Origin of the sequence: Faecalibacterium longum, from assembly GCF_040094125.1 — a bacterium.
GTDB classification, from domain to species: Bacteria; Bacillota; Clostridia; order Oscillospirales; family Ruminococcaceae; genus Faecalibacterium; species Faecalibacterium longum.
Window position 1 is genome coordinate 1 of record NZ_JBBNIH010000106.1, and the last position, 19981, is coordinate 19981.

Annotated in this window: 20 protein-coding genes and 3 pseudogenes; 21 read left to right on the top strand and 2 right to left on the bottom strand. The window is 52.0% G+C overall.

Going from position 1 to position 19981, the window contains the following annotated elements:
• Positions 1–93 precede the first annotated feature (93 nt).
• From AAAU26_RS04135 to AAAU26_RS04170, 8 genes and pseudogenes are all read left to right on the top strand, one after another.
• Positions 94–228 (top strand): annotated as a pseudogene (locus tag AAAU26_RS04135) (DUF4367 domain-containing protein); the annotation flags it as partial.
• A 628-nt stretch (positions 229–856) separates the two neighbouring features.
• Entirely contained in the window at positions 857–1243 is a 387-nt protein-coding gene (locus AAAU26_RS04140; RefSeq protein WP_227618661.1) for a hypothetical protein, read from the top strand.
• Between the two features lie 9 nt (positions 1244–1252).
• The gene (locus AAAU26_RS04145) at positions 1253–1792 is read left to right on the top strand and encodes a hypothetical protein (protein WP_097775233.1); all 540 of its coding nucleotides are present in this window, start codon (positions 1253–1255) and stop codon (positions 1790–1792) included.
• Between the two features lie 90 nt (positions 1793–1882).
• Positions 1883–2221 (top strand): hypothetical protein, encoded by a 339-nt coding sequence (locus AAAU26_RS04150; RefSeq protein ID WP_133300805.1) that lies wholly within the window; start codon positions 1883–1885, stop codon positions 2219–2221.
• A 48-nt stretch (positions 2222–2269) separates the two neighbouring features.
• Positions 2270–2479 (top strand): hypothetical protein, encoded by a 210-nt coding sequence (locus tag AAAU26_RS04155; protein ID WP_097775234.1) that lies wholly within the window; start codon positions 2270–2272, stop codon positions 2477–2479.
• Between the two features lie 237 nt (positions 2480–2716).
• Positions 2717–3022, top strand: a complete 306-nt coding sequence (locus AAAU26_RS04160) for a type II toxin-antitoxin system RelB/DinJ family antitoxin (protein WP_035393314.1) — start codon at positions 2717–2719, stop codon at positions 3020–3022.
• Positions 3019–3339, top strand: a complete 321-nt coding sequence (locus tag AAAU26_RS04165; protein WP_158396323.1) for a type II toxin-antitoxin system RelE/ParE family toxin — start codon at positions 3019–3021, stop codon at positions 3337–3339. Before AAAU26_RS04160 ends, AAAU26_RS04165 begins: the two co-directional genes overlap by 4 nt.
• Before the next feature lie 13 nt (positions 3340–3352).
• On the top strand, positions 3353–4957 hold the full coding sequence (locus AAAU26_RS04170) for a recombinase family protein (protein WP_227618662.1): 1605 nt from the start codon (positions 3353–3355) through the stop codon (positions 4955–4957).
• Positions 4958–5355: 398 nt separating this feature from the next.
• Here AAAU26_RS04170 and AAAU26_RS04175 read toward each other — a convergent pair.
• Together AAAU26_RS04175 and AAAU26_RS04180 are read right to left on the bottom strand one after the other, a co-directional pair.
• Positions 5356–5562 (bottom strand): annotated as a pseudogene (locus AAAU26_RS04175) (FAD-binding protein); the annotation flags it as partial.
• Positions 5563–5632: 70 nt separating this feature from the next.
• A pseudogene (locus AAAU26_RS04180) lies at positions 5633–5852 on the bottom strand (DUF6061 family protein).
• 508 nt (positions 5853–6360) lie between these two features.
• On the opposite strand from AAAU26_RS04180, the gene AAAU26_RS04185 reads away from it, so the two are divergent.
• The 13 genes from AAAU26_RS04185 (at position 6361) to AAAU26_RS04245 (ending at position 19909) form a co-directional block, all read left to right on the top strand.
• Positions 6361–7275, top strand: a complete 915-nt coding sequence (locus AAAU26_RS04185; RefSeq protein ID WP_005928058.1) for a DUF6017 domain-containing protein — start codon at positions 6361–6363, stop codon at positions 7273–7275.
• A gap of 100 nt (positions 7276–7375) precedes the next feature.
• The gene (locus AAAU26_RS04190; protein ID WP_005928054.1) at positions 7376–7846 is read left to right on the top strand and encodes a PcfB family protein; all 471 of its coding nucleotides are present in this window, start codon (positions 7376–7378) and stop codon (positions 7844–7846) included.
• Complete coding sequence (locus AAAU26_RS04195; RefSeq protein WP_227618663.1) at positions 7843–9651, top strand: VirD4-like conjugal transfer protein, CD1115 family; 1809 nt, start codon at positions 7843–7845, stop codon at positions 9649–9651. The genes AAAU26_RS04190 and AAAU26_RS04195 overlap by 4 nt, the downstream gene beginning before the upstream one ends.
• 28 nt (positions 9652–9679) lie before the next feature.
• Positions 9680–9907 carry an antitoxin gene (locus tag AAAU26_RS04200; protein ID WP_227618664.1) on the top strand — a complete coding sequence of 76 codons (228 nt, stop codon included), beginning with the start codon at positions 9680–9682 and terminating at the stop codon, positions 9905–9907.
• 96 nt (positions 9908–10003) lie between these two features.
• Complete coding sequence (locus AAAU26_RS04205) at positions 10004–10219, top strand: Maff2 family mobile element protein (protein WP_002566673.1); 216 nt, start codon at positions 10004–10006, stop codon at positions 10217–10219.
• Between the two features lie 86 nt (positions 10220–10305).
• A complete protein-coding gene (locus AAAU26_RS04210; RefSeq protein ID WP_005927770.1) occupies positions 10306–11169 on the top strand; it encodes a VirB6/TrbL-like conjugal transfer protein, CD1112 family in 864 nt (287 codons plus the stop codon).
• Positions 11170–11189: 20 nt separating this feature from the next.
• The gene (locus tag AAAU26_RS04215) at positions 11190–11639 is read left to right on the top strand and encodes a PrgI family protein (RefSeq protein WP_227618665.1); all 450 of its coding nucleotides are present in this window, start codon (positions 11190–11192) and stop codon (positions 11637–11639) included.
• Positions 11542–13947 (top strand): VirB4-like conjugal transfer ATPase, CD1110 family, encoded by a 2406-nt coding sequence (locus AAAU26_RS04220; protein WP_227618666.1) that lies wholly within the window; start codon positions 11542–11544, stop codon positions 13945–13947. Before AAAU26_RS04215 ends, AAAU26_RS04220 begins: the two co-directional genes overlap by 98 nt.
• Positions 13944–14840 (top strand): DNA cytosine methyltransferase, encoded by an 897-nt coding sequence (locus tag AAAU26_RS04225; RefSeq protein ID WP_005927762.1) that lies wholly within the window; start codon positions 13944–13946, stop codon positions 14838–14840. The genes AAAU26_RS04220 and AAAU26_RS04225 overlap by 4 nt, the downstream gene beginning before the upstream one ends.
• Positions 14837–16813 (top strand): C40 family peptidase, encoded by a 1977-nt coding sequence (locus tag AAAU26_RS04230; protein WP_227618667.1) that lies wholly within the window; start codon positions 14837–14839, stop codon positions 16811–16813. Before AAAU26_RS04225 ends, AAAU26_RS04230 begins: the two co-directional genes overlap by 4 nt.
• Positions 16814–16831: 18 nt before the next feature.
• Positions 16832–17083, top strand: a complete 252-nt coding sequence (locus tag AAAU26_RS04235) for a DUF4315 family protein (RefSeq protein ID WP_015537333.1) — start codon at positions 16832–16834, stop codon at positions 17081–17083.
• Positions 17073–17795, top strand: coding sequence for a DUF4366 domain-containing protein (locus AAAU26_RS04240; protein WP_098922183.1), 723 nt, complete (start codon positions 17073–17075; stop codon positions 17793–17795). Before AAAU26_RS04235 ends, AAAU26_RS04240 begins: the two co-directional genes overlap by 11 nt.
• Complete coding sequence (locus AAAU26_RS04245; protein ID WP_227618668.1) at positions 17792–19909, top strand: DNA topoisomerase 3; 2118 nt, start codon at positions 17792–17794, stop codon at positions 19907–19909. The genes AAAU26_RS04240 and AAAU26_RS04245 overlap by 4 nt, the downstream gene beginning before the upstream one ends.
• The last annotated feature ends 72 nt before the right edge of the window (positions 19910–19981 follow it).

Genomic DNA, 19981 nt, shown 5'->3' on the forward strand with positions numbered 1-19981 from the left:
GAGGCTCCAACCACAGCTTCTTTGTTGAAATGTTAATCAGTTAGATACCGCCAGACGGTTTATTTAGAACGAGGTTAAGTTGGAACAGCCGATGCCACACTCGGAACAAACAATAGCGGAGGCCGTACAAGATATGTGCTAGTATGGGAGAAAGATGGCATATCACATACGATCATTGGAAAGATACCGCGTGAAGAGATTCTAAAAATTGCAGAGAGCATTTCCTAACTGGCTGAATTTTTGCCCACACGCTTGTAATTATTTACAAATGTGTGGACACTTTTTCGTTGAAGCGTCCAAAGCTGACAAGATTTTGAACTTTTTTCAAAAAAGCTGTCACAAACGCAGTGTGAGCAACGTTGACTAAGCAAAAGCTCCTGGGGGAGTGTACAAAATGGAGGTTATTCATTAATCAAAATGACGAAAGAAGAAATCATTTCCATGCTATCAAAGGAATTGAACAGTGAATGGACGAATGGAGTCACATGTTTGATGGTGGAAAATTCCGATAGCTATATTCCAGTAATAGTTCATCACAATAAAAATGAACTTATTGTTGAAGTAGGAGAACAAGACAAGAAGATTTACCGCATCGGACGAAATGAGCTAAATAAAACATCTTAGTCATCACCAAAAAAAACATTGAAATCAGTCACAATTTGACGCATAGAATATGAATTCAAACTTGATATGAGGTGATTCCAATGCAGAAAAAATAGAACACATATTTCGAAAATATTGCTACCATCAAACTGTCAAAGAATACAAGTCAAACGGTTCTTTGATTCGTTCTAAAACGGATTACTATCAGGCTATTGGTGGTTAAGTCACTCCGTTTGTAAGGAAAGGGTTGAAAATGGATTTTCTTAAACAAAAAGGGCCATTAGCAAGAGAATTCTGCAACACGTTGATTTACATTATTTCGTTAGTGTCATTAAAGCCTTCAAGCCTTCAGAGGGTGTTGACAGAACTTCAATGGAATGGGATGTGGTTCTTTTCTCTGGCATTTTTCGCTGTCATCTTTATGGAAATGCTGTCCGATTTTTTGCTGGTTACAGATCGCTGCACTGCATGGAAAGTATTAAATGGAAATGTCAGCGAAGCCGAATTTCACAATCTTCAGCAGATTGTCCTATGCGAAAATCAGAAAGTTTCCATTGAGAAGAAACTTGCAAGTACGATACTACTGGTTCTGATGATATGTGCAACTGCTGCATTTGTGTGGTTTACCTTTTTGGTATAAGGTTTTGTTATGAAAGAGATAATTATTATACCACATATTGGAATTGGACAATTAAAATTAGGTATGGCACCAGATGAGCTAGAAAATGCTCTTCTACAAATGAAGAAACAGTGGTCGAATTCTTCTGATGAAGCAATGCAAATGGAGCGTTGTGCTGAAACTGGTGATCCTAATTTGATAACAGGACGATATATGGATAATGATTCGTTCTTTCTGGTGCAGTATCGGAACGGAAAAGCTACTGAAATCGGCATCCAGAGAGAGTTGTCTAAAGTGGCATCAATAAAATTGTTCGGGCTGGATATGTTTAATACAACCGCCGAGTGTATTATTGATAGCTTAATGAAAAAGGACAACGTTGTTTGCAACGAAAAGGACTTGCAACTGGGAACGGAATATCTTTTCCCTGAAATTGGAGTCCGACTTTGGAGAGAGCGAGCATTTCATCTCAAACTGTTGAAAGACCCGTTATACATGGAAGAGATGCAGGCTGTATTAGAAGACGAATATCAGTATCAATACTTCCAGATGGTTACTGTGATGGGTTGAATTGCTAACGATCAATGGGATTTGATATAACTTTTCCGCTTGTAGTACATAGCGATGACCACAGCTATCTGCTAATACGGGTGAACTAATTTGAAGTATTTTATTGACGAAGATCAAAGAAAAGCCTCACACAGCAGCTGCTACTTGGAATTTCAACAAGGGCAGTATCATGACAAGTGCTGGCTTGACACATCTATTAGCATCAGTGATGAAGTATGGAATAGCCGCCATGTTTCAGATCTGATTCTTGAAGTGATTCCAGAGTTTGACTTTTATGGAATAACAATCGTTACAAAAGTACAATGGGATAATATTTTAACAAAAAGTCAATCGGATGGATGTACTTGCAAAGAGATTATTGCAGAAGCAGTTCCTTGGGCAGCAAAGTGTTTTGAAACGAATGATGTGTTCACTATCATAGGGATGTGAGTCGAACTTTCTCGGAGAATAACAGTGATACACAAAGGAGAGTGTAACATGAAAAAAATTCTTACAGCAATCGTATCGGTAAGCATATTTATTGTTGGAATTTTGCTTATACTTTGTGCGGACACTAATTTTTTATGGTATGCCTTTAATCAAAATGTTCGCCTTACAGTAGTTGCAGGGATTCTCATTGCACTTGTTGGTGGCGTTGGTGTGATAATGAATCTTTGGTGTATTCTAAAAGAATTGTACAGTAAATAGTTTATTGAAGGTTAAACTTCCAGTCTGCCATGGTCGCAGCCAAGAGAGATAATATTCAAACTTACTACTCAGCAAAAGCTAGGCACACTCCAAGAATTTATTATAGAGGGTGAATATCCCGCGCTTTGAACAATTTAACGATGAATATATTGTGCGATATGGAGAATTTCATTTGCGCGTTCACCTCGAATTGACTTGCAACGCAAAATACGTTACAATAAATCCGAGGTGATAACCATGGAAAAAACAATGACGCTCAATCTCCGTGTGAACCCTACCGTCAAGCAGCAGGCCGAGGATGTGCTGAAGCAGCTCGGCATCCCGATGGCAACCGCCATTGATATGTACCTGCGCCAGATCACCCTGACTGGCGGCATCCCCTTTTCTCTGTCCCTGCCGAAAGCTCCTGCGGCTCTGAATGCTGACACCATGACCGATGATCAGCTTCATGCAGCCTTGCAGGTAGGCATTAAGGAAATTCAGAACGGTGATACCGTGGATGCGGCAAGCGCATTCGCACAGTTCAGGGAACAGCACAGATGAAGCAGTATGACGTGAAAATTTCTCGTGCAGCCCTCAGCGATATGGAGCAGATTTACAGCTATATTGCTGACCGTCTGTTGGAGCCTGATACGGCCATGGGGCAGTATAACCGCATTGCAGAAGCCATCCAATCCCTGAACATCCTGCCAGAGCGCTGTGCGCTAGTGGAAAGTGAGCCGGAGCGCACTCAAGGGCTGCGGCAGATGCTGGTGGACAACTACTCGGTGTTCTACATTGTGGGCGGGGATGCTGTTTCGGTGGCTCGTGTGCTGTACAGCGCATCCGACCTTGTGCGCCGCCTGCGGAGAATGAAGTGAAAGGGGTGTTTGCATGACCGCCGTGATTTACGCCCGCTATTCCAGCGATAACCAGCGCGAAGAATCCATCGAAGGGCAGATTCGTGAATGTACGGCCTACGCCGAAAAGAACGGCATTACCGTGGTCAAACACTACATTGACCGTGCCCTTTCCGCCAAAACCGATAACCGCCCGGACTTCCAGCAGATGATCAAGGACAGCGAAAAACGGCTGTTTGACATCGTGCTGGTCTGGAAACTCGACCGTTTTGCCCGGAACCGCTATGATTCAGCCCACTATGAGTACCAGTTGGAACGAAATCATGTCAAGCTGGTATCTGCCACGGAGCCTATCTCTGACAGCCCTGCGGGTATCATGGTCAAGAGTATGCTCACCGGCATGGCTGAATACTACTCGGCAGAACTTTCTGAAAAAGTTGTGCGCGGCATGACCGAGAATGTTCTGAAGGGGAAGTACAACGGCGGCACGATTCCCATTGGTTTTAAGGTGGATGAGGAGAAGTTCTTTCAAGTCGACCCGCTGAAAGCTCCCTTTGTGGTAGAAGCCTTTCAGCGGTACAACGATGGCGCAACTATGAAAGAACTGATGAACTGGCTGAACGACAGCGGCGTGACCACTAACCGCAACCAGAAGTTCACCTACAACAGTGTTCAGAAGCTGCTGACAAATAAGCGGTACATCGGAGAAAACCACTTCAAGGACATTGTGATGCCCGACAGTATCCCGGCCATCGTGGACAAGGATTTGTTTGAGGAAGTGCAGCTGAAAATCAAAAAGAACAGCCGCGCTCCTGCCCGCCACAAGGCCGAGGACGATTACTTGCTCACCACCAAGCTGTTCTGCGGAATGTGCGGCGCGATGATGTTCGGCGAGTGCGGTACGGGTAGAAACAAGGTCGTTCATCATTATTATAAGTGCGCCACCGCGAAGCGTTTCAAGACCTGCAAGAAAAAGACCGTCCGTAAAGAGTGGCTGGAAGATTTGGTCATAGCTGAAACCATGAAGCTGATTCAGGACGATGCCGTGATTGATGCCATCGTTGCGGAAGTGATGGAGTTGCAGGATCAGGAAAACACCACTCTCCCTTTCCTGGAAAAGCAGATGCGCGAGGTAGAGAACGGCATTGAAAATATGCTGAACGCCATCCAAGCGGGTGTGCTGACCAATTCCACCAAGTCGCGTTTGGAAAAGCTGGAAGCCCAGCAGAAAGAACTTGAGGTTCGGATCGCCGAAGAAAAAATCGCTCGGCCTCGGTTAAGCGAAAATCAGGTTCGTTTCTGGCTGACCCGGTTCCGCAAGCTCGACCCGAACGTGAAAAGCCACCGGGAGACGCTTATCAATACGTTCGTGAACGCTGTTTATCTCTATGATGAAAAAGTTTTGATTACGTTCAACTACAAAGACGGCACAAAAACCATCACTTTCGATGAAATTGCCGCCAAGAATGCCCCAGAGGGCAATGGTTCGGATTTAGGTTGCTTCGCTCCACCAAGAACTCCAGTGTCTTTAAAGATGCTGGAGTTTCTGTTTTATCTGGAACTTTGCAAAGAAACTTCTAGGGTGGGTTCGAACAGCTGCGGCGCTGTCGCCGAAGACAGCGCAAAAACAGCCTGCTAGGCTGTTTTTAGCAGCGCGGCTTGCGTAATCCACCCGCGCCCACCAAAAAAGCTCAGCGTACGAAAATACGCTGGGCTTTTTGTTTTATAAAAAACTAAAGTTTCACTTTCTAGGGTGGATTCGAACAGCTGCGGCCTGCCGGGTAAAAAGGGGCTGTTGCAAAATGGCGTAGACAGCCCTAGTAGGATTCAAAAATAATCGTAAAATCGAATAACACAAAAAAGCAAGTGCATCACATCTCCATCAAAAATTTTTGATTTTTGAGAAAAAGTGTTGCACTTGCTTTAATTTTAGAAAAATACAGTCAAAATTCTTTCGTTGTACCGTTTGAAAATAGGGCGTTGTATTTTACAACAGCCCTGTCTCTTAATTTTTATTACTGTGGCTCTTGTTTGCGCTTAATCTGCTGTGTAAACCGAAGCGTTGTTACCCGCGATCTGGCCAAACACAACAAAGTCGCACACGGCATTACCGCCAATGCGGTTGCCGCCATGCACACCGCCGGTAGTTTCGCCAGCGGCATACAGACCGGGAATGACATTTCCCTGCGTATCAAGAACCTCTGCGTCTGCGTTGATCTTCAGACCGCCCATAGTGTGATGGATTCATCAAGTTGATGGAACAGGTATAAGAAAGCGCAGGAACATTCTCAAAATGCTCCTGCGCTTTCTTTGCTTAATCTTCTAATCCATGGCTACCGGTCACATTCCCCAAATATTTCTCCGCATCACCGTTCAAAATCAAATCCACGTAGCCCAGCGGGTCGTTATAGATAAGGTAGTCCAGTTCCGTCTGCTGCGCCATAGTCACATCCAGTACATCCTCGACCCCGGAGCTGCAGCTCCACGCAGCCGGTGTCCATGTTGAATTTGCAGGCTCTTTCCTCGTACTTCATGTTTGTGTTCCTTCTGCCTTACGGCACCTTTACAGTTGTGACCTTTGTGATACGTCTTTTTTGATAAGGTTTCGGACACACAGCCGTTTGGAACGAGCCGGAGCTTGTCGGGGGGAGCCCCCTCCATCTTGCTGGCGCAAGACCGCTCTGCCGCTTAAAAGCCCCACTGGGGCTTTCATTGCTGCGCAACCGCGGCATTCTCATTTCCAAAGAAAACGAAAAATCCGAACCCTTCTCCTATCGAGAAAAGGTTCGGATTTCCATTGTTTGGTGCGAGTAGTGATACAGAACTTTTCAAAAACCATCGTAGTACAATTCGTTTTTAAGGTCATCGGATAGCAACTTGCTTGTATTGCACCCCGATGGGCAGCCGTGTTTGAAATATAGTTGCCTTTTATATACCACACAACCTAAAAATTATCAAGTACGCGCAGCGTTCACTTCTCCCATCACCGGGAGCAAATGAACGCTGCTTTTTTTGTTTACAACGAAAGGAGGCATCCGTGAAATGGCAGTATTTCGGGTAGAAAAGAACAGCGGCTACACGGTCATGTCAAACCACCACCTGCGGAACCGGGCCTTGTCCCTGAAAGCCAAAGGTCTTTTATCCCAAATGCTCTCCCTGCCGGAAGATTGGGACTACACCCTGCAAGGGCTGGCCCGTATCAACCGGGAAAGCATTGACGCGATACGGCAGGCCATCCGGGAACTGGAACAGGCGGGCTACATCCAGCGTTCCAGAGAACGGGACGAGAAAGGGCGGCTGCGCGGTGCAGACTATGTGATTTTCGAGCTGCCGCAGCCTGTCCCTGCATCGGTTTCACCTACATTGGAAAATCCAACGTTGGAGAATCCCACGCAGGAAAACCCTACGTTGGAAAATCCAATGCAATTAAATAAAGATAAACTAATTACAGAAAAACAAAAGAAAGAGGGATTAAATACCGATTCCATTCCTATCCATTCCCCAAACCCCTTGCCTTTGGACGAGGACGAGGCAGAGGCACCGCCGCCGGAACGGACGGGAAGCCGAAAGGAAACGGCCTATCAAATCTACCGGGGCCTGATTTTGGAGAACATCGAGTATGACACCCTCACCCAGAATCCCCGGATAGACCGGGAACAGCTGGACGAGATCGTGGACATCCTGCTGGAAACGGTCTGCACTTCCCGCAAGTCCATCCGGGTGGCCGGGGACGATTACCCGGCAGAACTGGTCAAGGCGAAATTCTTGAAGCTGGACAGCCATCACATTGAGTTCGTCATGGACTGCCTGCGGGACAACACCACCAAAGTCCGAAACATCAAGCAATACCTGCGGGCCATGCTGTTTAACGCCCCCAGCACCATCAACAGCTACTATGCGTCCCTTGTGGCGCACGACATGGCACAGCCCGATTGGGGCCGCCCGCCCAACAACTGACCGAAAGGAGCGTCCACCCATGAGAACCCTTTACCTGCGGCGGCTGGTGGTTCCACCCTAGCTGCTGTTTTTCCGACTACCTGCCAAGGAGGGATGCTGAATGCAGGAAGAAGTCACCCAGAAAACTATTGCCCTGTCCATGAAAACGGGCAAGCTCACCGCCCAAGCGTTGCAAGCTGCCCTGAAAAAATATTTGCAGCACCGGGCCAAGGGGCCAAAGCTGCACCACGGCAAGCAAAGCCTGAAACAGCTGAAAGCCCATGGTGCGGCCCTGACCAACATTGAAGTCACGGAGGCGAACATCGGGGCGTTCAAGCCCTGCGCCAAGAAGTACGGCGTGGACTTTACCTTGCGCAAGGACAAGACCACCCAGCCGCCCCACTACATCGTGATCTTCAAGGCCAAGGATGCGGATAATCTGGAACAGGCGTTCCGGGAGTTCACGGCCAAAACGCTCACTAAGGAGCAGCGGCCCTCCATCCGCAAGGTGCTGACCGCAGCCAAGCAGAAAGCGGCCCAGCAGCCGAAACGCGCCAAAGAAAAAATCAAGCAAAGGGGGCTGGAACGATGAAGCCTGAATGGAAAAAGCTGCTGGTGCTGAATCTACCGTATCTGCTGTTCGTGTACCTGTTCGCCAAATGCGGGCAGGCGTACCGTCTGGCGGCGGGCGTGGATGCTTCGGCAAAGCTGCTCCACCTGACGAACGGCATCTCTGTCGCCTTTGCAAGCCCGCTGCCCAGCCTGCATCTGTTTGACCTGTGCGTGGGCGTTGCCGGGGCGGTGGCTGTCCGGCTCATCGTGTACAGCAAGGGCAAGAACGCCAAGAAGTACCGCAAGGGCGAGGAATACGGTTCTGCCCGGTGGGGCACCGCTAAAGACATTGCCCCGTACATCGACCTCAAGTTTGAAAACAACATCCTGCTGACCCAGACCGAACGCCTGACCATGACCGGGCGGCCCAAAGACCCTAAGACGGCCCGGAACAAGAATGTGCTGGTGATCGGCGGCTCCGGCAGCGGCAAGACCCGCTTCTATGTGAAGCCCAACCTCATGCAATGTTTCCCCACTTCCGACTATCCCACCTCATTCGTGGTCACAGACCCAAAAGGCACACTGGTTCTGGAAACGGGCCAAATGTTCCAGCGGGCAGGCTACCGGGTGAAAATCCTGAACACGATAAACTTTTCCAAGTCCATGAAGTACAACCCCTTTGTCTACATCCACTCGGAAAAAGACGTGCTGAAGCTAGTGAATACCCTTATCGCTAACACCAAAGGCGAGGGTGAAAAATCAGCAGAAGATTTTTGGGTGAAGTCGGAACGGCTGTTCTACACCGCACTCATTGGCTACATCTGGTACGAGGCCCCGGCAGAGGAAATGAACTTCACCACCCTGCTGGAAATGATAAACGCCAGTGAAGCCCGCGAGGATGACCCGGACTTTCAAAGCCCGGTGGACCTCATGTTTGAACGGCTGGAACAGAAAGACCCGGACCACTTCGCCGTCCGGCAGTACAAAAAGTTTTTGCTGTCGGCCGGCAAGACCCGTTCCTCCATCCTGATAAGCTGTGGTGCCCGTTTAGCCCCATTTGACATCCGGGAGGTGCGGGAGCTGATGGAGGACGATGAAATGGAACTGGACACCATCGGGGATGAAAAGACGGTATTGTTCCTGATTATGAGCGACACGGACACCACCTTCAACTTCATTCTTGCCATGCTTCAAAGCCAGCTTATCAACCTGCTGTGTGACCGTGCGGATGATAAATACGGTGGCCGACTGCCTGTCCATGTACGGCTGATTCTGGACGAGTTCGCCAACATTGGGAAGATTCCCAACTTCGACAAGCTGATCGCCACCATCCGCAGCCGGGAAATCTCGGCATCCATCATTTTGCAGAGCCAGTCGCAGCTAAAAGCCATCTACAAGGATGCGGCCGAAATCATTTCGGACAACTGCGATTCTGTTCTCTTTTTGAGTGGGCGGGGTAAGAATGCCAAAGAGATCTCCGATGCGCTGGGGAAAGAGACCATCGACAGTTTCAACACCAGCGAGAACCGGGGTTCTCAAACCTCCCACGGACTGAACTATCAAAAATTAGGAAAGGCGTTGATGTCAGAGGACGAAATCGCAATCATGGACGGCGGCAGGTGCATTTTGCAGCTGCGGGGCGTGAGGCCGTTCTTCTCGGAGAAGTTCGACATTACAAAGCACCCGCACTACAAGTACCTTGCGGACGCGGACAAAAAGAATACCTTTGAGGTGGACAGGTTCTTATCCACCCTGCGCCGGAAACGGCAGCAGGTAGTCGCACAGGACGAAAGTTTTGACCTGTACGAAATCGACCTGTCGGATGAAGATGCAGCCGCCGAATGAGGCGGCCATAGAGAAAGGAGCGTGACCGATGGGACACTCGGACGAATGGACATTTGCGGATTATTTCAGGTATGAGAAAGAAATCTACCGGGCGATCATTTCCGCTGCGGTGCTGTGCCAGTGGATCGCGGAACATGATACCCCGCCCACGGATGGGGAAGCCGAAGAACTGGCAAGGGAAATAGACCGCAGACTGTGTGAAGCATGGGGCGAGATTTTTTCGCTGGCTGTGCTGAAATGGCGGGACGGCCAGTAACTCCGGGCCGTCTGCGGATTGTGAGGCTGCCGCTGTGTACGGCGGCTTTTTTTGCACCCAAACACCATCACAATCTGAATTTATGGAGGTAAATTTATGGAATTTTTCAATAGTGCAGTTGATACTTTGCAGACCATCGTTGTGGGCCTCGGCGGAGCGCTTTGCGTATGGGGCGGCGTCAATCTTTTGGAGGGATATGGGGCGGACAACCCGGCAAGCAAGAGCCAAGGAATCAAGCAGCTTGTCGCCGGAGGTGGCGTTGCCCTCATTGGCATGACCCTTGTCCCGCTGCTGTCCGGGCTGCTGGGCTAACCTCAACTTATCCGTACATCCACCTTTGAGACCCCACCGCGCTCTCCCGCTCACATGGGAGGGCGCGGGAAAGGAGGTATCTTTGCTTGATTAGTGAGATCATCGAGAAATGGATAAAAGGCATTTTGATAGATGGCATCACGGGCAACCTCTCCGGCCTGTTCGACAACGTGAACGCCAAGGTGGGCGAAATCGCTTCGGACGTTGGTTCTACCCCGCAGGCATGGAACAGCGGCATTTTCAATATGCTGCGCAGTCTTTCCGAAACGGTGGTGCTGCCCATTGCAGCGGCCATCCTTGCCCTTGTGATGTGCCATGAGCTTATCCAGATGATTACCGAAAAGAACAATATGCACGACTTCGATACTTCCATGTTCTTCCGCTGGATTTTCAAGTCTGCCTTTGCCATCCTCATAGTCAGCAACACATGGAATATCGTTATGGGTGTGTTCGATGCCACCCAGAGCGTTGTCAACCAAAGTTCCGGCGTTATCATTGGCGAAACATCCATCCACTTTGACCGCCTGATACCCGGACTGGAATTTCAACTGGAAAGCATGACCATCGGCAGTCTGCTCAGCCTGTGGTTCCAGACCCTTGTGGTGGGCCTGACCATGAACATCCTGTCCATCTGCATCTTCCTTGTGACCTACGGCCGCATGATTGAGATTTACGTTGTGACCGCACTGGGGCCTATCCCGCTGGCGACCATGGGCAGCAGCGAGTGGCGCAGCACCGGGCAGAACTATTTGAAATCGCTTTTGGCGTTAGGCTTCCAAGCGTTCCTGATTATGATTGTCGTGGGCATCTATGCGGTGCTGATACGCAACATTTCAGGTGCAGCGGACATTGCCGGGGCCATCTGGGGCTGCATGGGCTACACCGTGCTACTCTGTTTCTGTCTGTTCAAGACCGGCAGCATCAGCAAGTCGGTGTTTGGTGCCCACTAAGGCCGAGAAAGGAAAAACGTATGGCGTATGTGACCGTTCCCAAAGATTTGACCCATGTAAAATCCAAAGTCTTATTCGGGCTGACCAAGCGGCAGCTGGTCTGCTTCGGCGGCGCGCTCCTCACGGGCGGGCCGCTTTATTTTTTGACCCGGGACTATCTTTCCAACAGCGCGGCGGCCCTGCTGATGATTTTTGCCATGCTGCCGGGGCTGCTGTTCGCTCTGTTTGAGCGGCACGGCCAGCCCCTTGAAGTGGTGATTCAGCAAATGATTCAGTGCTGCTTTATTCGTCCCAAGGAAAGGCCCTATCAGACCAACAATGCTTACGCCGCCCTTGTGCGGCAATACCAAATGGAACAGGAGGTAAAGGCCATTGTCCAAAAAGCAAAAGAACGAAACGAGCGCAAAAGCGCCGGTCAAGCTCACCCGCGCCGAAAAGAAAGAGATTCAGGCCGTCATCCGAAAGTATAAGGGCGACGGCAAGCCCCATTCGGCGCAGGCCAGTATTCCCTATGAGGCCATGTATCAGGACGGCGTGTGCCGGGTGACGCCCCGCACCTTTTCCAAGTGCATTGAGTTTACGGACATCAGCTATCAGCTGGCCCAGCCGGAAACGAGGACCGCCATCTTTGAACACCTGTGCGACCTGTACAACTATGTGGATGCCTCCATCCATGTGCAGCTTTCGTTTCTCAATCGCAAGGTTGACCCGGTGCAGTACGCAAAAAGTTTTGAGATCGCACCGCAGGGGGATGATTTTGACGACATCCGCGCCGAGTACACCGCCATCCTGCAAAAGCAGCTTGCCAGCGGAAACAACGGCATTGTCAAAACCAAGTACCTGACCTTCACCATCGAGGCAGACAATCTAAAAACCGCACGGGCGCGGCTGACCCGCATTGGTCTTGACCTGCTGGGCTATTTCAAGACCATGGGCTGCGTGGCGCACGTCATGGACGGACAGGCGCGTTTGGAGGTGCTGCACGGCATCTTCCACCCGGACGGGGAACCGTTCCGCTTTGACTGGGACTGGCTGGCGCCCTCCGGCCTGTCCACCAAGGACTTTGTGGCCCCGTCCTCCCTCTGCTTCGGTACGGCCAAGACTTTTGGTCTGGGCGGCAAATATGGAGCTGTGAGCTTTTTACAAATCCTTGCGCCGGAACTTTCGGATGAAATGCTGGCCGATTTTCTCAAAACGGAAAGCGGCATTCTCGTCAATCTCCATGTGCAGGCCATCGACCAGACCGAGGCCATCAAAACCATCAAGCGGAAGATCACAGACCTTGACGCCATGAAGATTCAGGAGCAGAAAAAGGCTGTCCGTTCCGGGTACGACATGGACATCCTGCCCAGCGACCTCGCCACTTACGGCGAGGACGCCAAAAAGCTGCTGAACAAATTGCAGACCCGGAACGAACGGCTTTTCATGCTGACCTTTCTTGTGCTGAATGTGGCCGACACCAAGCAAAAGCTGGGCAACGATGTGTTCCAAGCCGCAGGTGTGGCACAGAAGTATAACTGCTCGCTTGTCCGGCTGGACTACCAGCAGGAACAGGGCCTTGTGTCCAGCCTGCCGCTGGGCATCAACCAGATAAAGATTCAGCGCAGCCTTACCACCTCCAACGTGGCGGTGTTTGTGCCCTTTGTCACGCAGGAGCTTTTTCAGGGCGGCGACGCCATGTATTACGGGATCAACGCCAAGACCGGCAACATGATTATGCTCGACCGCAAACGGGCGAGGTGTCCCAACGGGCTAAAGCTGGGGACACCGGGAAGCGGCAAAAGTATGAGCTGTAAATCGGAGATTGTGAGCGTGTTCCTCTGCACCCCGGACGATGTATATATCTGTGACCCAGAGGCCGAGTATTACCCCCTTGTGAAGCGGCTGCATGGGCAGGTCATCAAACTTTCGCCCACCAGCAAGGACTATGTAAACCCGCTGGACATCAACCTCAACTACTCCGAGGATGATAGTCCGCTTGCCCTGAAATCGGATTTTGTGCTGTCGTTCTGTGAGCTGGTCATGGGCGGTAAAACAGGTCTGGAAGCGATTGAGCGCACCGTGATAGACCGGGCGGTACAGGTGATCTACCGGCCTTATCTGGCAGACCCCAAGCCGGAAAATATGCCCATCCTTGCAGACCTGCACAAAGCCCTGTTAGACCAGCATATCCCGGAGGCCGACCGGGTGGCGCAGGCCCTTGACCTGTATGTGTCCGGCAGCCTAAATGTGTTCAACCACAGAACCAACATTGACATTCAAAACCGCATTGTGGCCTTTGACATCAAGGAGCTGGGCAAGCAGCTAAAGAAAATCGGTATGCTCATTGTCCAAGACCAGATTTGGGGGCGCGTCACCCAAAACCGCAGCAAGGGCAAGGCGACATGGTATTTCTGTGATGAGTTCCACCTGCTTTTGCGTGAGGAACAGACGGCGGCCTTTTCCTGTGAGATTTGGAAGCGCTTCCGCAAATGGGGCGGCGTGCCCACAGGTGCCACCCAAAATGTGAAGGACCTTCTTTCTTCCCCGGAGATTGAGAACATTCTGGAAAACAGCGACTTCATCACGCTGCTGAATCAGGCATCCGGCGACCGCAAAATCCTTTCGGAACGGCTGAACCTCTCCGCAGACCAGCAGAAGTACATCGACAATTCGGAACCGGGCGAAGGACTGCTGATTTTTGAAAACGTGGTGCTTCCGTTTTCCAACCCCATCCCGAAAAACACACAGCTCTATAAGATCATGACCACTCGGCTCAGCGAGGTGGTGGAGCTATGAGCTTAACACATTTCAGCTTGTTTTCCGGCATCGGCGGCATCGACCTTGCCGCGGAAGCAGCGGGGTTTACCTCTGTCTGTCAATGCGAGTGGGCGGCATTTCCCGCCGCTGTGCTGGCAAGCCACTGGCCGGAAGTGCCCCGTTTTCAGGACATCACCACTGTAACAAAGGAGGCTTTCTTTGAAAAAACAGGACTTCGCACCGTCACCCTCATTTCAGGTGGCTTCCCGTGCCAGCCGTTCTCCACCGCAGGGCGGCAGCGCGGCTTCCACGATGAACGCTACCTGTGGCCCGAAATGCTGCGGGTCATCCGGGAATTGCAGCCCCGTTGGGTGCTTGGAGAAAATGTTGCTGGCTTCCTCCGTATGGGGCTCGACAAAACGCTCATTGACTTGGAGCTGGCAGGTTACGATGTTCGGGTTTTCGTATTACCTGCTGCTGCCGTTGGCGCGTGGCACGAACGGAAACGGGTATTCATCATCGGCTCCGCTGCTTCCCACACCCCTTGCCAGCGACACCGGGGATGTGGGCAAGGGGCTGGACATCCAAATCTCTGCGAATGGCAGTTACCGCAAGATGAACAAGGATGGCAAGGCGTGGACGGCGCGGCTTTCCCATGTGGTCTACCGGATGACCCCCACCACGCTGGAAAAGCCCTACCTCAACCCGGACTGGGTAGAGTGGCTGATGGGTTTCCCGCGCAAATGGACGGACATTCCCTTTGGGCCGAAGAACCCGCCGACATCCCGCGTCTGACCGAGGATGTGCCGAACCGCAGCAAGCGGATGAAAACACTGGGCAATGCAGTTTCGCCGCCGCAGGTGTTCCCGATTCTCAAATACATTGCGGACATTGAAACGGGCCGCTGTCCGATGGGAGGTGAAGAACTTTGAAAGAATTGCAGGCAAAAGCCAAAGTCACCCAGACCATGACCCGTGACGGTCTGGTGGTGGAAAATCAGGCGGACGGTACTGTGGAGAACATTTCCAGCCGGGAGGCGGAACAGGACTACTCCACGGATGCCGAGGGCAAGGCTGAAAAAATCTTAGAACGGGTCGAGGACATCAAGGACAAGCACAAGGCAAAGAAAAAGGCCAAGCAAGCTGCGGAAACTGCCGAAAGCGAAGATGGCCTGCACCGCTCTGCTTCCCGTCTGGAACTGACCGAGGAAGAACGGGCAGACCCGGAATTACAGCCGTATATCCACAAAGCGGGGGCAAAAGCCGACAAGCTGGATGCGGCCCGCGCTGCTTTGCCGAAAAAACGTGTCCCGGTCAAGGAAAAAATCTACGATGCCGCCAGCGGCAAGGCAAAATCCACCCTGCGCTTTGAGCAGCAGGACAAAGGCCCGCCCAGCCTGAAACCAAACCCGGCCAGCCGCCCGCTATCGGAAGCGTTGCTGTTCGCTCACGGAAAAATCCATGAAGTCGAACACGAAAATGTGGGTGTGGAGGGTGGCCACAAGGGTGAAGAACTTGTGGAGCATCAGACCGCCAAGGTCATCCGCAGCGGCATCCGGCACCACAAGATGAAGTCCTACAAGGCCGTGGAAAAGGCAGAGCGGGAATTGCGTTCGGCTAACGCCGAGTATTTCTATCAGAAGTCTTTGCGGGACAATCCGCAAATTGCACAGGCGGCCAGCAACCCCATTTCCCGGATGTGGCAGAAACGGCGTATCAAACAGCAGTATGCCAAAGCTGCACGGCAGGCCGGCCAAGCCGCCGCGCAGGGTGCAGCCGCCACCGTGGAGAACGGTTTCCGGGTAACAAAGCTGGCGGCCGAGGGCGGCGAACGGGTAGCCGAATTTGCGGCCCGGAATTGGAAAACCATTCTGATCGTGGCGGTGTTCAGTCTGCTGGCTCTGCTCCTGATAACAGGGTTGCAGTCCTGCACCGTGATGGCGGGCACCGCTGGAACCGGCGTGACGGCATCCTCTTACTTTTCCAAGGACAAGGATATGCTGGGTGCAGAGAAAGCCTACGCCAAGCTGGAACAAAAACTGCAACGGTATCTCGACACCTACGAGGCCACCCACAACTACGATGAATACCATTTTTATCTGGACGAAATCGAGCATGACCCCTATGTGCTGATCTCGATTTTGTCCGCGCTCCATGACGGCGTTTTTACATTGGCCGAGGTGCAGGGCGAACTTGAAATGCTCTTTGAAAAGCAGTACATCCTGACCGAGACCGTGACCATGCAGATACGTTACCGTACAAAAATGATGGTCATTATTGGCCCGTATGGTGTGCCGCAGGTTATCACCTATCAAGAACCGTATGAATACTACATCTGCACGGTCAAGCTGAAGAACAAAGATTTGTCCCACCTACCCGTGGAAGTGCTGACCGAAGAACAGCTCAGTGCCTATTCGCTCTATATGCGCACACTGGGCAACCGGCCGGATTTGTTCGGCAAAGCGCAATACCCCAATGCGTCTACCATCAAGCAGCCCACCTACTACGATATTCCCCCGGAAGCACTAAAGGATGATAGGTTTGCCGCCATGATGGAGGAAGCCACGAAGTACATCGGCTACCCGTATGTGTGGGGCGGCAGTTCGCCCAGCACCAGCTTTGATTGCAGCGGCTACATTTCGTGGGTGCTGAATCACTCCGGCTGGAACGTGGGCCGCCAGACCGCACAGGGCCTTTACAACCTCTGTACTCCTGTTTCGACGGCGCAGGTCAAACCGGGCGACCTTGTGTTTTTCAAGGGAACCTACGATACCCCCGGCGTGAGCCATTGCGGTATCTATGTAGGCAATTCCATCATGCTGCACTGCGGCGACCCTATCTCTTACACAAACCTCAACTCAAAATATTGGCAGGAACATTTTTACAGCTATGGGCGTTTACCGTGACGCCAGAAAGGATTTTGTATGGCAAAAAGACTTTCCCGCATTGAGCGCGACATCGAACGGCTCAAAGAAAAAATCAGCGAATACCAGCAGCAGTTGAAAGAACTGGAATCTGCAAAGACTGAACAGGAAAACCTGCAGATCATTCAGCTGGTGCGCAGCATGAACATGAAGCCGGACGAGTTCGCGGCCTTCCTGCGCAGCGGTGCGTTGAATGCTGCACCCACCGCCACCCCGTACCACAAACAGGAGGATGCCGCCGATGAAACCTGACAACTGGAACCGCTTCGCTGCCGGACTGCTGGCTATCCTGCTCTGCCTCTGTTCGTTCTCCATGCCTGTTTTTGCAAGCGGCACTGACCCTGCCCCGGAACCTCTGCCAGAAATTGCCGAGGAAGAACCGACTACGGGCGGCATGGAGCCGGAGGGCGTGTCCATCACGCCCAAAGGCAACGCAACACTGGTGGATGATTTTTACGGCGACAAGCAGCTTATCACCGTGACCACCAAGGCCGGGAATTATTTTTACATCCTGATTGACCGCGCCAACGAGGACAAGGAAACTTCTGTCCACTTTCTGAACCAAGTGGACGATGCCGACTTGCTGGCTCTGCTGGATGAAGAACCGCAGACCGCCGAGGTCTGCACCTGCACCGTGAAATGTGAGGCCGGAAACGTCAACGAAAACTGCCCCTTGTGTGAAAAGAGCCTGCGCAACTGCACGGCCCCGGAAGCGGTGAAAACCGACACCGAAACGCCGCAGGAAAAGCCCAAGTCCAACATGGGCAGTCTGATGATCCTGCTGGTGCTGGCTCTGGCGGGCGGCGGCGCGGCCCTCTATTATTTCAAGTTCCGCAAGCCCAAGGCCGATACCACCGGGCACGATGATCTGGACGAATACGATTTTGGCGAGGACGAGGATGCAGACGAGGAACCGGCTGAAATCGAGATTCATTCGGAGGACGGACAGGAGGACGAAACATGAGCTTTCAGCTGGTGATCGCCGAAAAACCCAGTGTGGCCCGCAGCATTGCCGCCGTGATCGGGGCCACTGAAAAGCAAACCGGCTATTGGCAGGGCGGTGGTTATTTGGTCAGCTGGTGCATCGGGCATCTGGTGTCCTTTGCCGAGGCGGGCCAGTACGATGAAAAATACTGCAAGTGGAAGTATGAAGATTTGCCCATCCTGCCCCAGCCGTGGCAGTTCATTGTCCCGGACGAAAAGAAACAGCAGTTTGAAGTTCTGCGTGCCCTGCTCAACCGCCCGGATGTGGACAGTGTGACCGCCGCAACCGACGCAGGCCGGGAGGGAGAACTTATCTTCCGCTTTGTCTACCAAATGGCCGGCTGCACGAAACCTGTGAAGCGGCTCTGGGTTTCCAGCATGGAGGATGCCGCCATCCGGGAGGGCTTTGCAAACCTGCGCCCGGATTCGGATTACGATGCGCTGTACCAATCGGCCCTCTGCCGTGCAAAAGCAGATTGGCTGGTGGGCATCAATGCAACGCGACTGTTTTCGGTGCTGTATCACAAAACCCTGACGGTAGGCCGGGTGCAGACCCCGACACTGAAAATGTTGGTGGATCGGGACGCAAAAATCCTGCGCTTCCAGAAAGAAAAGTATTACACGGTCGGCATCCATTCCGGCAGCCTGAAAGCAGACAGTGGGTGCATTGCGGATGCAGAAACCGCAAATTCTCTCAAAGAAAAATGCACGAGTGCAGTTGCCGTCTGTACTTCTGTCAAACGGGAGAAAAAGACAGAACAGCCGCCCAAGCTCTATGACCTGACCACCTTGCAGCGGGAGGCAAACCGCCTGTTCGGTTTCACGGCAAAGCAGACCCTTGATTATGCCCAGCAACTTTACGAAAAGAAACTGCTGACCTATCCCCGCACCGACAGCCAATATCTGACCGAGGATATGGGCCAGACAGCACAACATCTTGTGTCTGACCTGCTGGGGCTGCTGCCCTTTGCCCAAGGGCTTGGCTTGACCCCGGAAGTGGGCCGGATTCTGAACAGCAAAAAGGTATCGGACCACCACGCCATCATCCCCACGTCCGAATTTGTAAAGCAGGGGTTCACTGGTCTTGCGGAAAGTGAGAGCAAGCTGATGAACCTTGTCTGCTCCAAGCTGCTCTGCGCCGTGGCTGCGCCCCATGAGTACGAAACGGTGACTGCTGTGTTCTCCTGCGCCGGGAACGAGTTCACCGCCAAGGGAAAGACGGTGCTTGTTCCCGGTTGGAAAGAAATCGACCAGCGGTTCCGCTCCAACCTGAAAGCGGATACCGAGGAAGAAGTGCTGAACACCCTGCCGGAACTGGCCGAGGGACAGAGTTTTTCCGTGATGGCTAACGTTTCGGAACACTTCACGTCCCCGCCGAAAGCCTACACCGAAGATACGCTCCTGTCGGCAATGGAGCGGGCCGGGGCCGAAGATATGCCGGAGGACAAGGTGAATTGCTCCGCAGGAGCAAGAGAGGGTGGCCTGGGCCAAGCGGAACGTAAGGGGCTGGGCACTCCGGCCACCCGTGCCGCGATTCTGGAAAAACTGGTGCAAATGGGCTTTGTGCAGCGCAAGGGTAAGCAGCTTGTCCCCACCAAGGACGGCATCAATCTGGCGGTGGTTCTGCCGGAAAGCCTGACCTCTCCCGCTCTGACTGCTGAATGGGAAAACCGTCTGACCGAGATTGCCAAAGGCAGCGCAGACCCGGACGAGTTTATGGCCGAAATTGAAGCGCAGGTGCGTCAGCTGGTCAAGACCTATTCCTGCATCAGCGCGGACAAACAAAACCTGTTCCAGTCGGAACGGGTTATCATCGGCAAGTGTCCCCGGTGTGGTGAAAACGTCTATGAGGGCAAAAAGAATTTCTACTGCGGGAATCGTAGCTGTCAGTTCGTGATGTGGAAGAATGACCGCTTCTTTGAGCAGCGCAAAAAGGCGTTCACCCCAAAGATCGCCGCCGCTCTGCTCAAAAACGGTAAGGCAAAGGTCAAGGGCCTCTACTCCGAGAAAACAGGCAAAACCTATGATGCAACAGTACTTCTAGCAGATACGGGAGGCAAGTACGTCAATTACCGGGTAGAGCGTAAGGGATAAAGAAAACGAGGGCCGGTTATGGTAAGGTGAAGCATTCATTTTGCCATAACCGACTCTCTCTATCCGTAGGAT

Bases quoted from the DNA above. Each gene is read 5' to 3' on its own strand.
- AAAU26_RS04215 (WP_227618665.1), top strand. From the start codon at position 11,190: ATGGCGTATGTGACCGTTCCCAAAGATTTGACCCATGTAAAATCCAAA.
- AAAU26_RS04190 (WP_005928054.1), top strand. From the start codon at position 7,376: ATGCAGGAAGAAGTCACCCAGAAAACTATTGCCCTGTCCATGAAAACG.
- AAAU26_RS04140 (WP_227618661.1), top strand. From the start codon at position 857: ATGGATTTTCTTAAACAAAAAGGGCCATTAGCAAGAGAATTCTGCAAC.
- AAAU26_RS04170 (WP_227618662.1), top strand. From the start codon at position 3,353: ATGACCGCCGTGATTTACGCCCGCTATTCCAGCGATAACCAGCGCGAA.
- AAAU26_RS04245 (WP_227618668.1), top strand. From the start codon at position 17,792: ATGAGCTTTCAGCTGGTGATCGCCGAAAAACCCAGTGTGGCCCGCAGC.
- AAAU26_RS04185 (WP_005928058.1), top strand. From the start codon at position 6,361: ATGGCAGTATTTCGGGTAGAAAAGAACAGCGGCTACACGGTCATGTCA.
- AAAU26_RS04195 (WP_227618663.1), top strand. From the start codon at position 7,843: ATGAAGCCTGAATGGAAAAAGCTGCTGGTGCTGAATCTACCGTATCTG.
- AAAU26_RS04235 (WP_015537333.1), top strand. From the start codon at position 16,832: ATGGCAAAAAGACTTTCCCGCATTGAGCGCGACATCGAACGGCTCAAA.
- AAAU26_RS04240 (WP_098922183.1), top strand. From the start codon at position 17,073: ATGAAACCTGACAACTGGAACCGCTTCGCTGCCGGACTGCTGGCTATC.
- AAAU26_RS04155 (WP_097775234.1), top strand. From the start codon at position 2,270: ATGAAAAAAATTCTTACAGCAATCGTATCGGTAAGCATATTTATTGTT.
- AAAU26_RS04205 (WP_002566673.1), top strand. From the start codon at position 10,004: ATGGAATTTTTCAATAGTGCAGTTGATACTTTGCAGACCATCGTTGTG.
- AAAU26_RS04225 (WP_005927762.1), top strand. From the start codon at position 13,944: ATGAGCTTAACACATTTCAGCTTGTTTTCCGGCATCGGCGGCATCGAC.
- AAAU26_RS04145 (WP_097775233.1), top strand. From the start codon at position 1,253: ATGAAAGAGATAATTATTATACCACATATTGGAATTGGACAATTAAAA.
- AAAU26_RS04165 (WP_158396323.1), top strand. From the start codon at position 3,019: ATGAAGCAGTATGACGTGAAAATTTCTCGTGCAGCCCTCAGCGATATG.
- AAAU26_RS04160 (WP_035393314.1), top strand. From the start codon at position 2,717: ATGGAAAAAACAATGACGCTCAATCTCCGTGTGAACCCTACCGTCAAG.
- AAAU26_RS04200 (WP_227618664.1), top strand. From the start codon at position 9,680: ATGGGACACTCGGACGAATGGACATTTGCGGATTATTTCAGGTATGAG.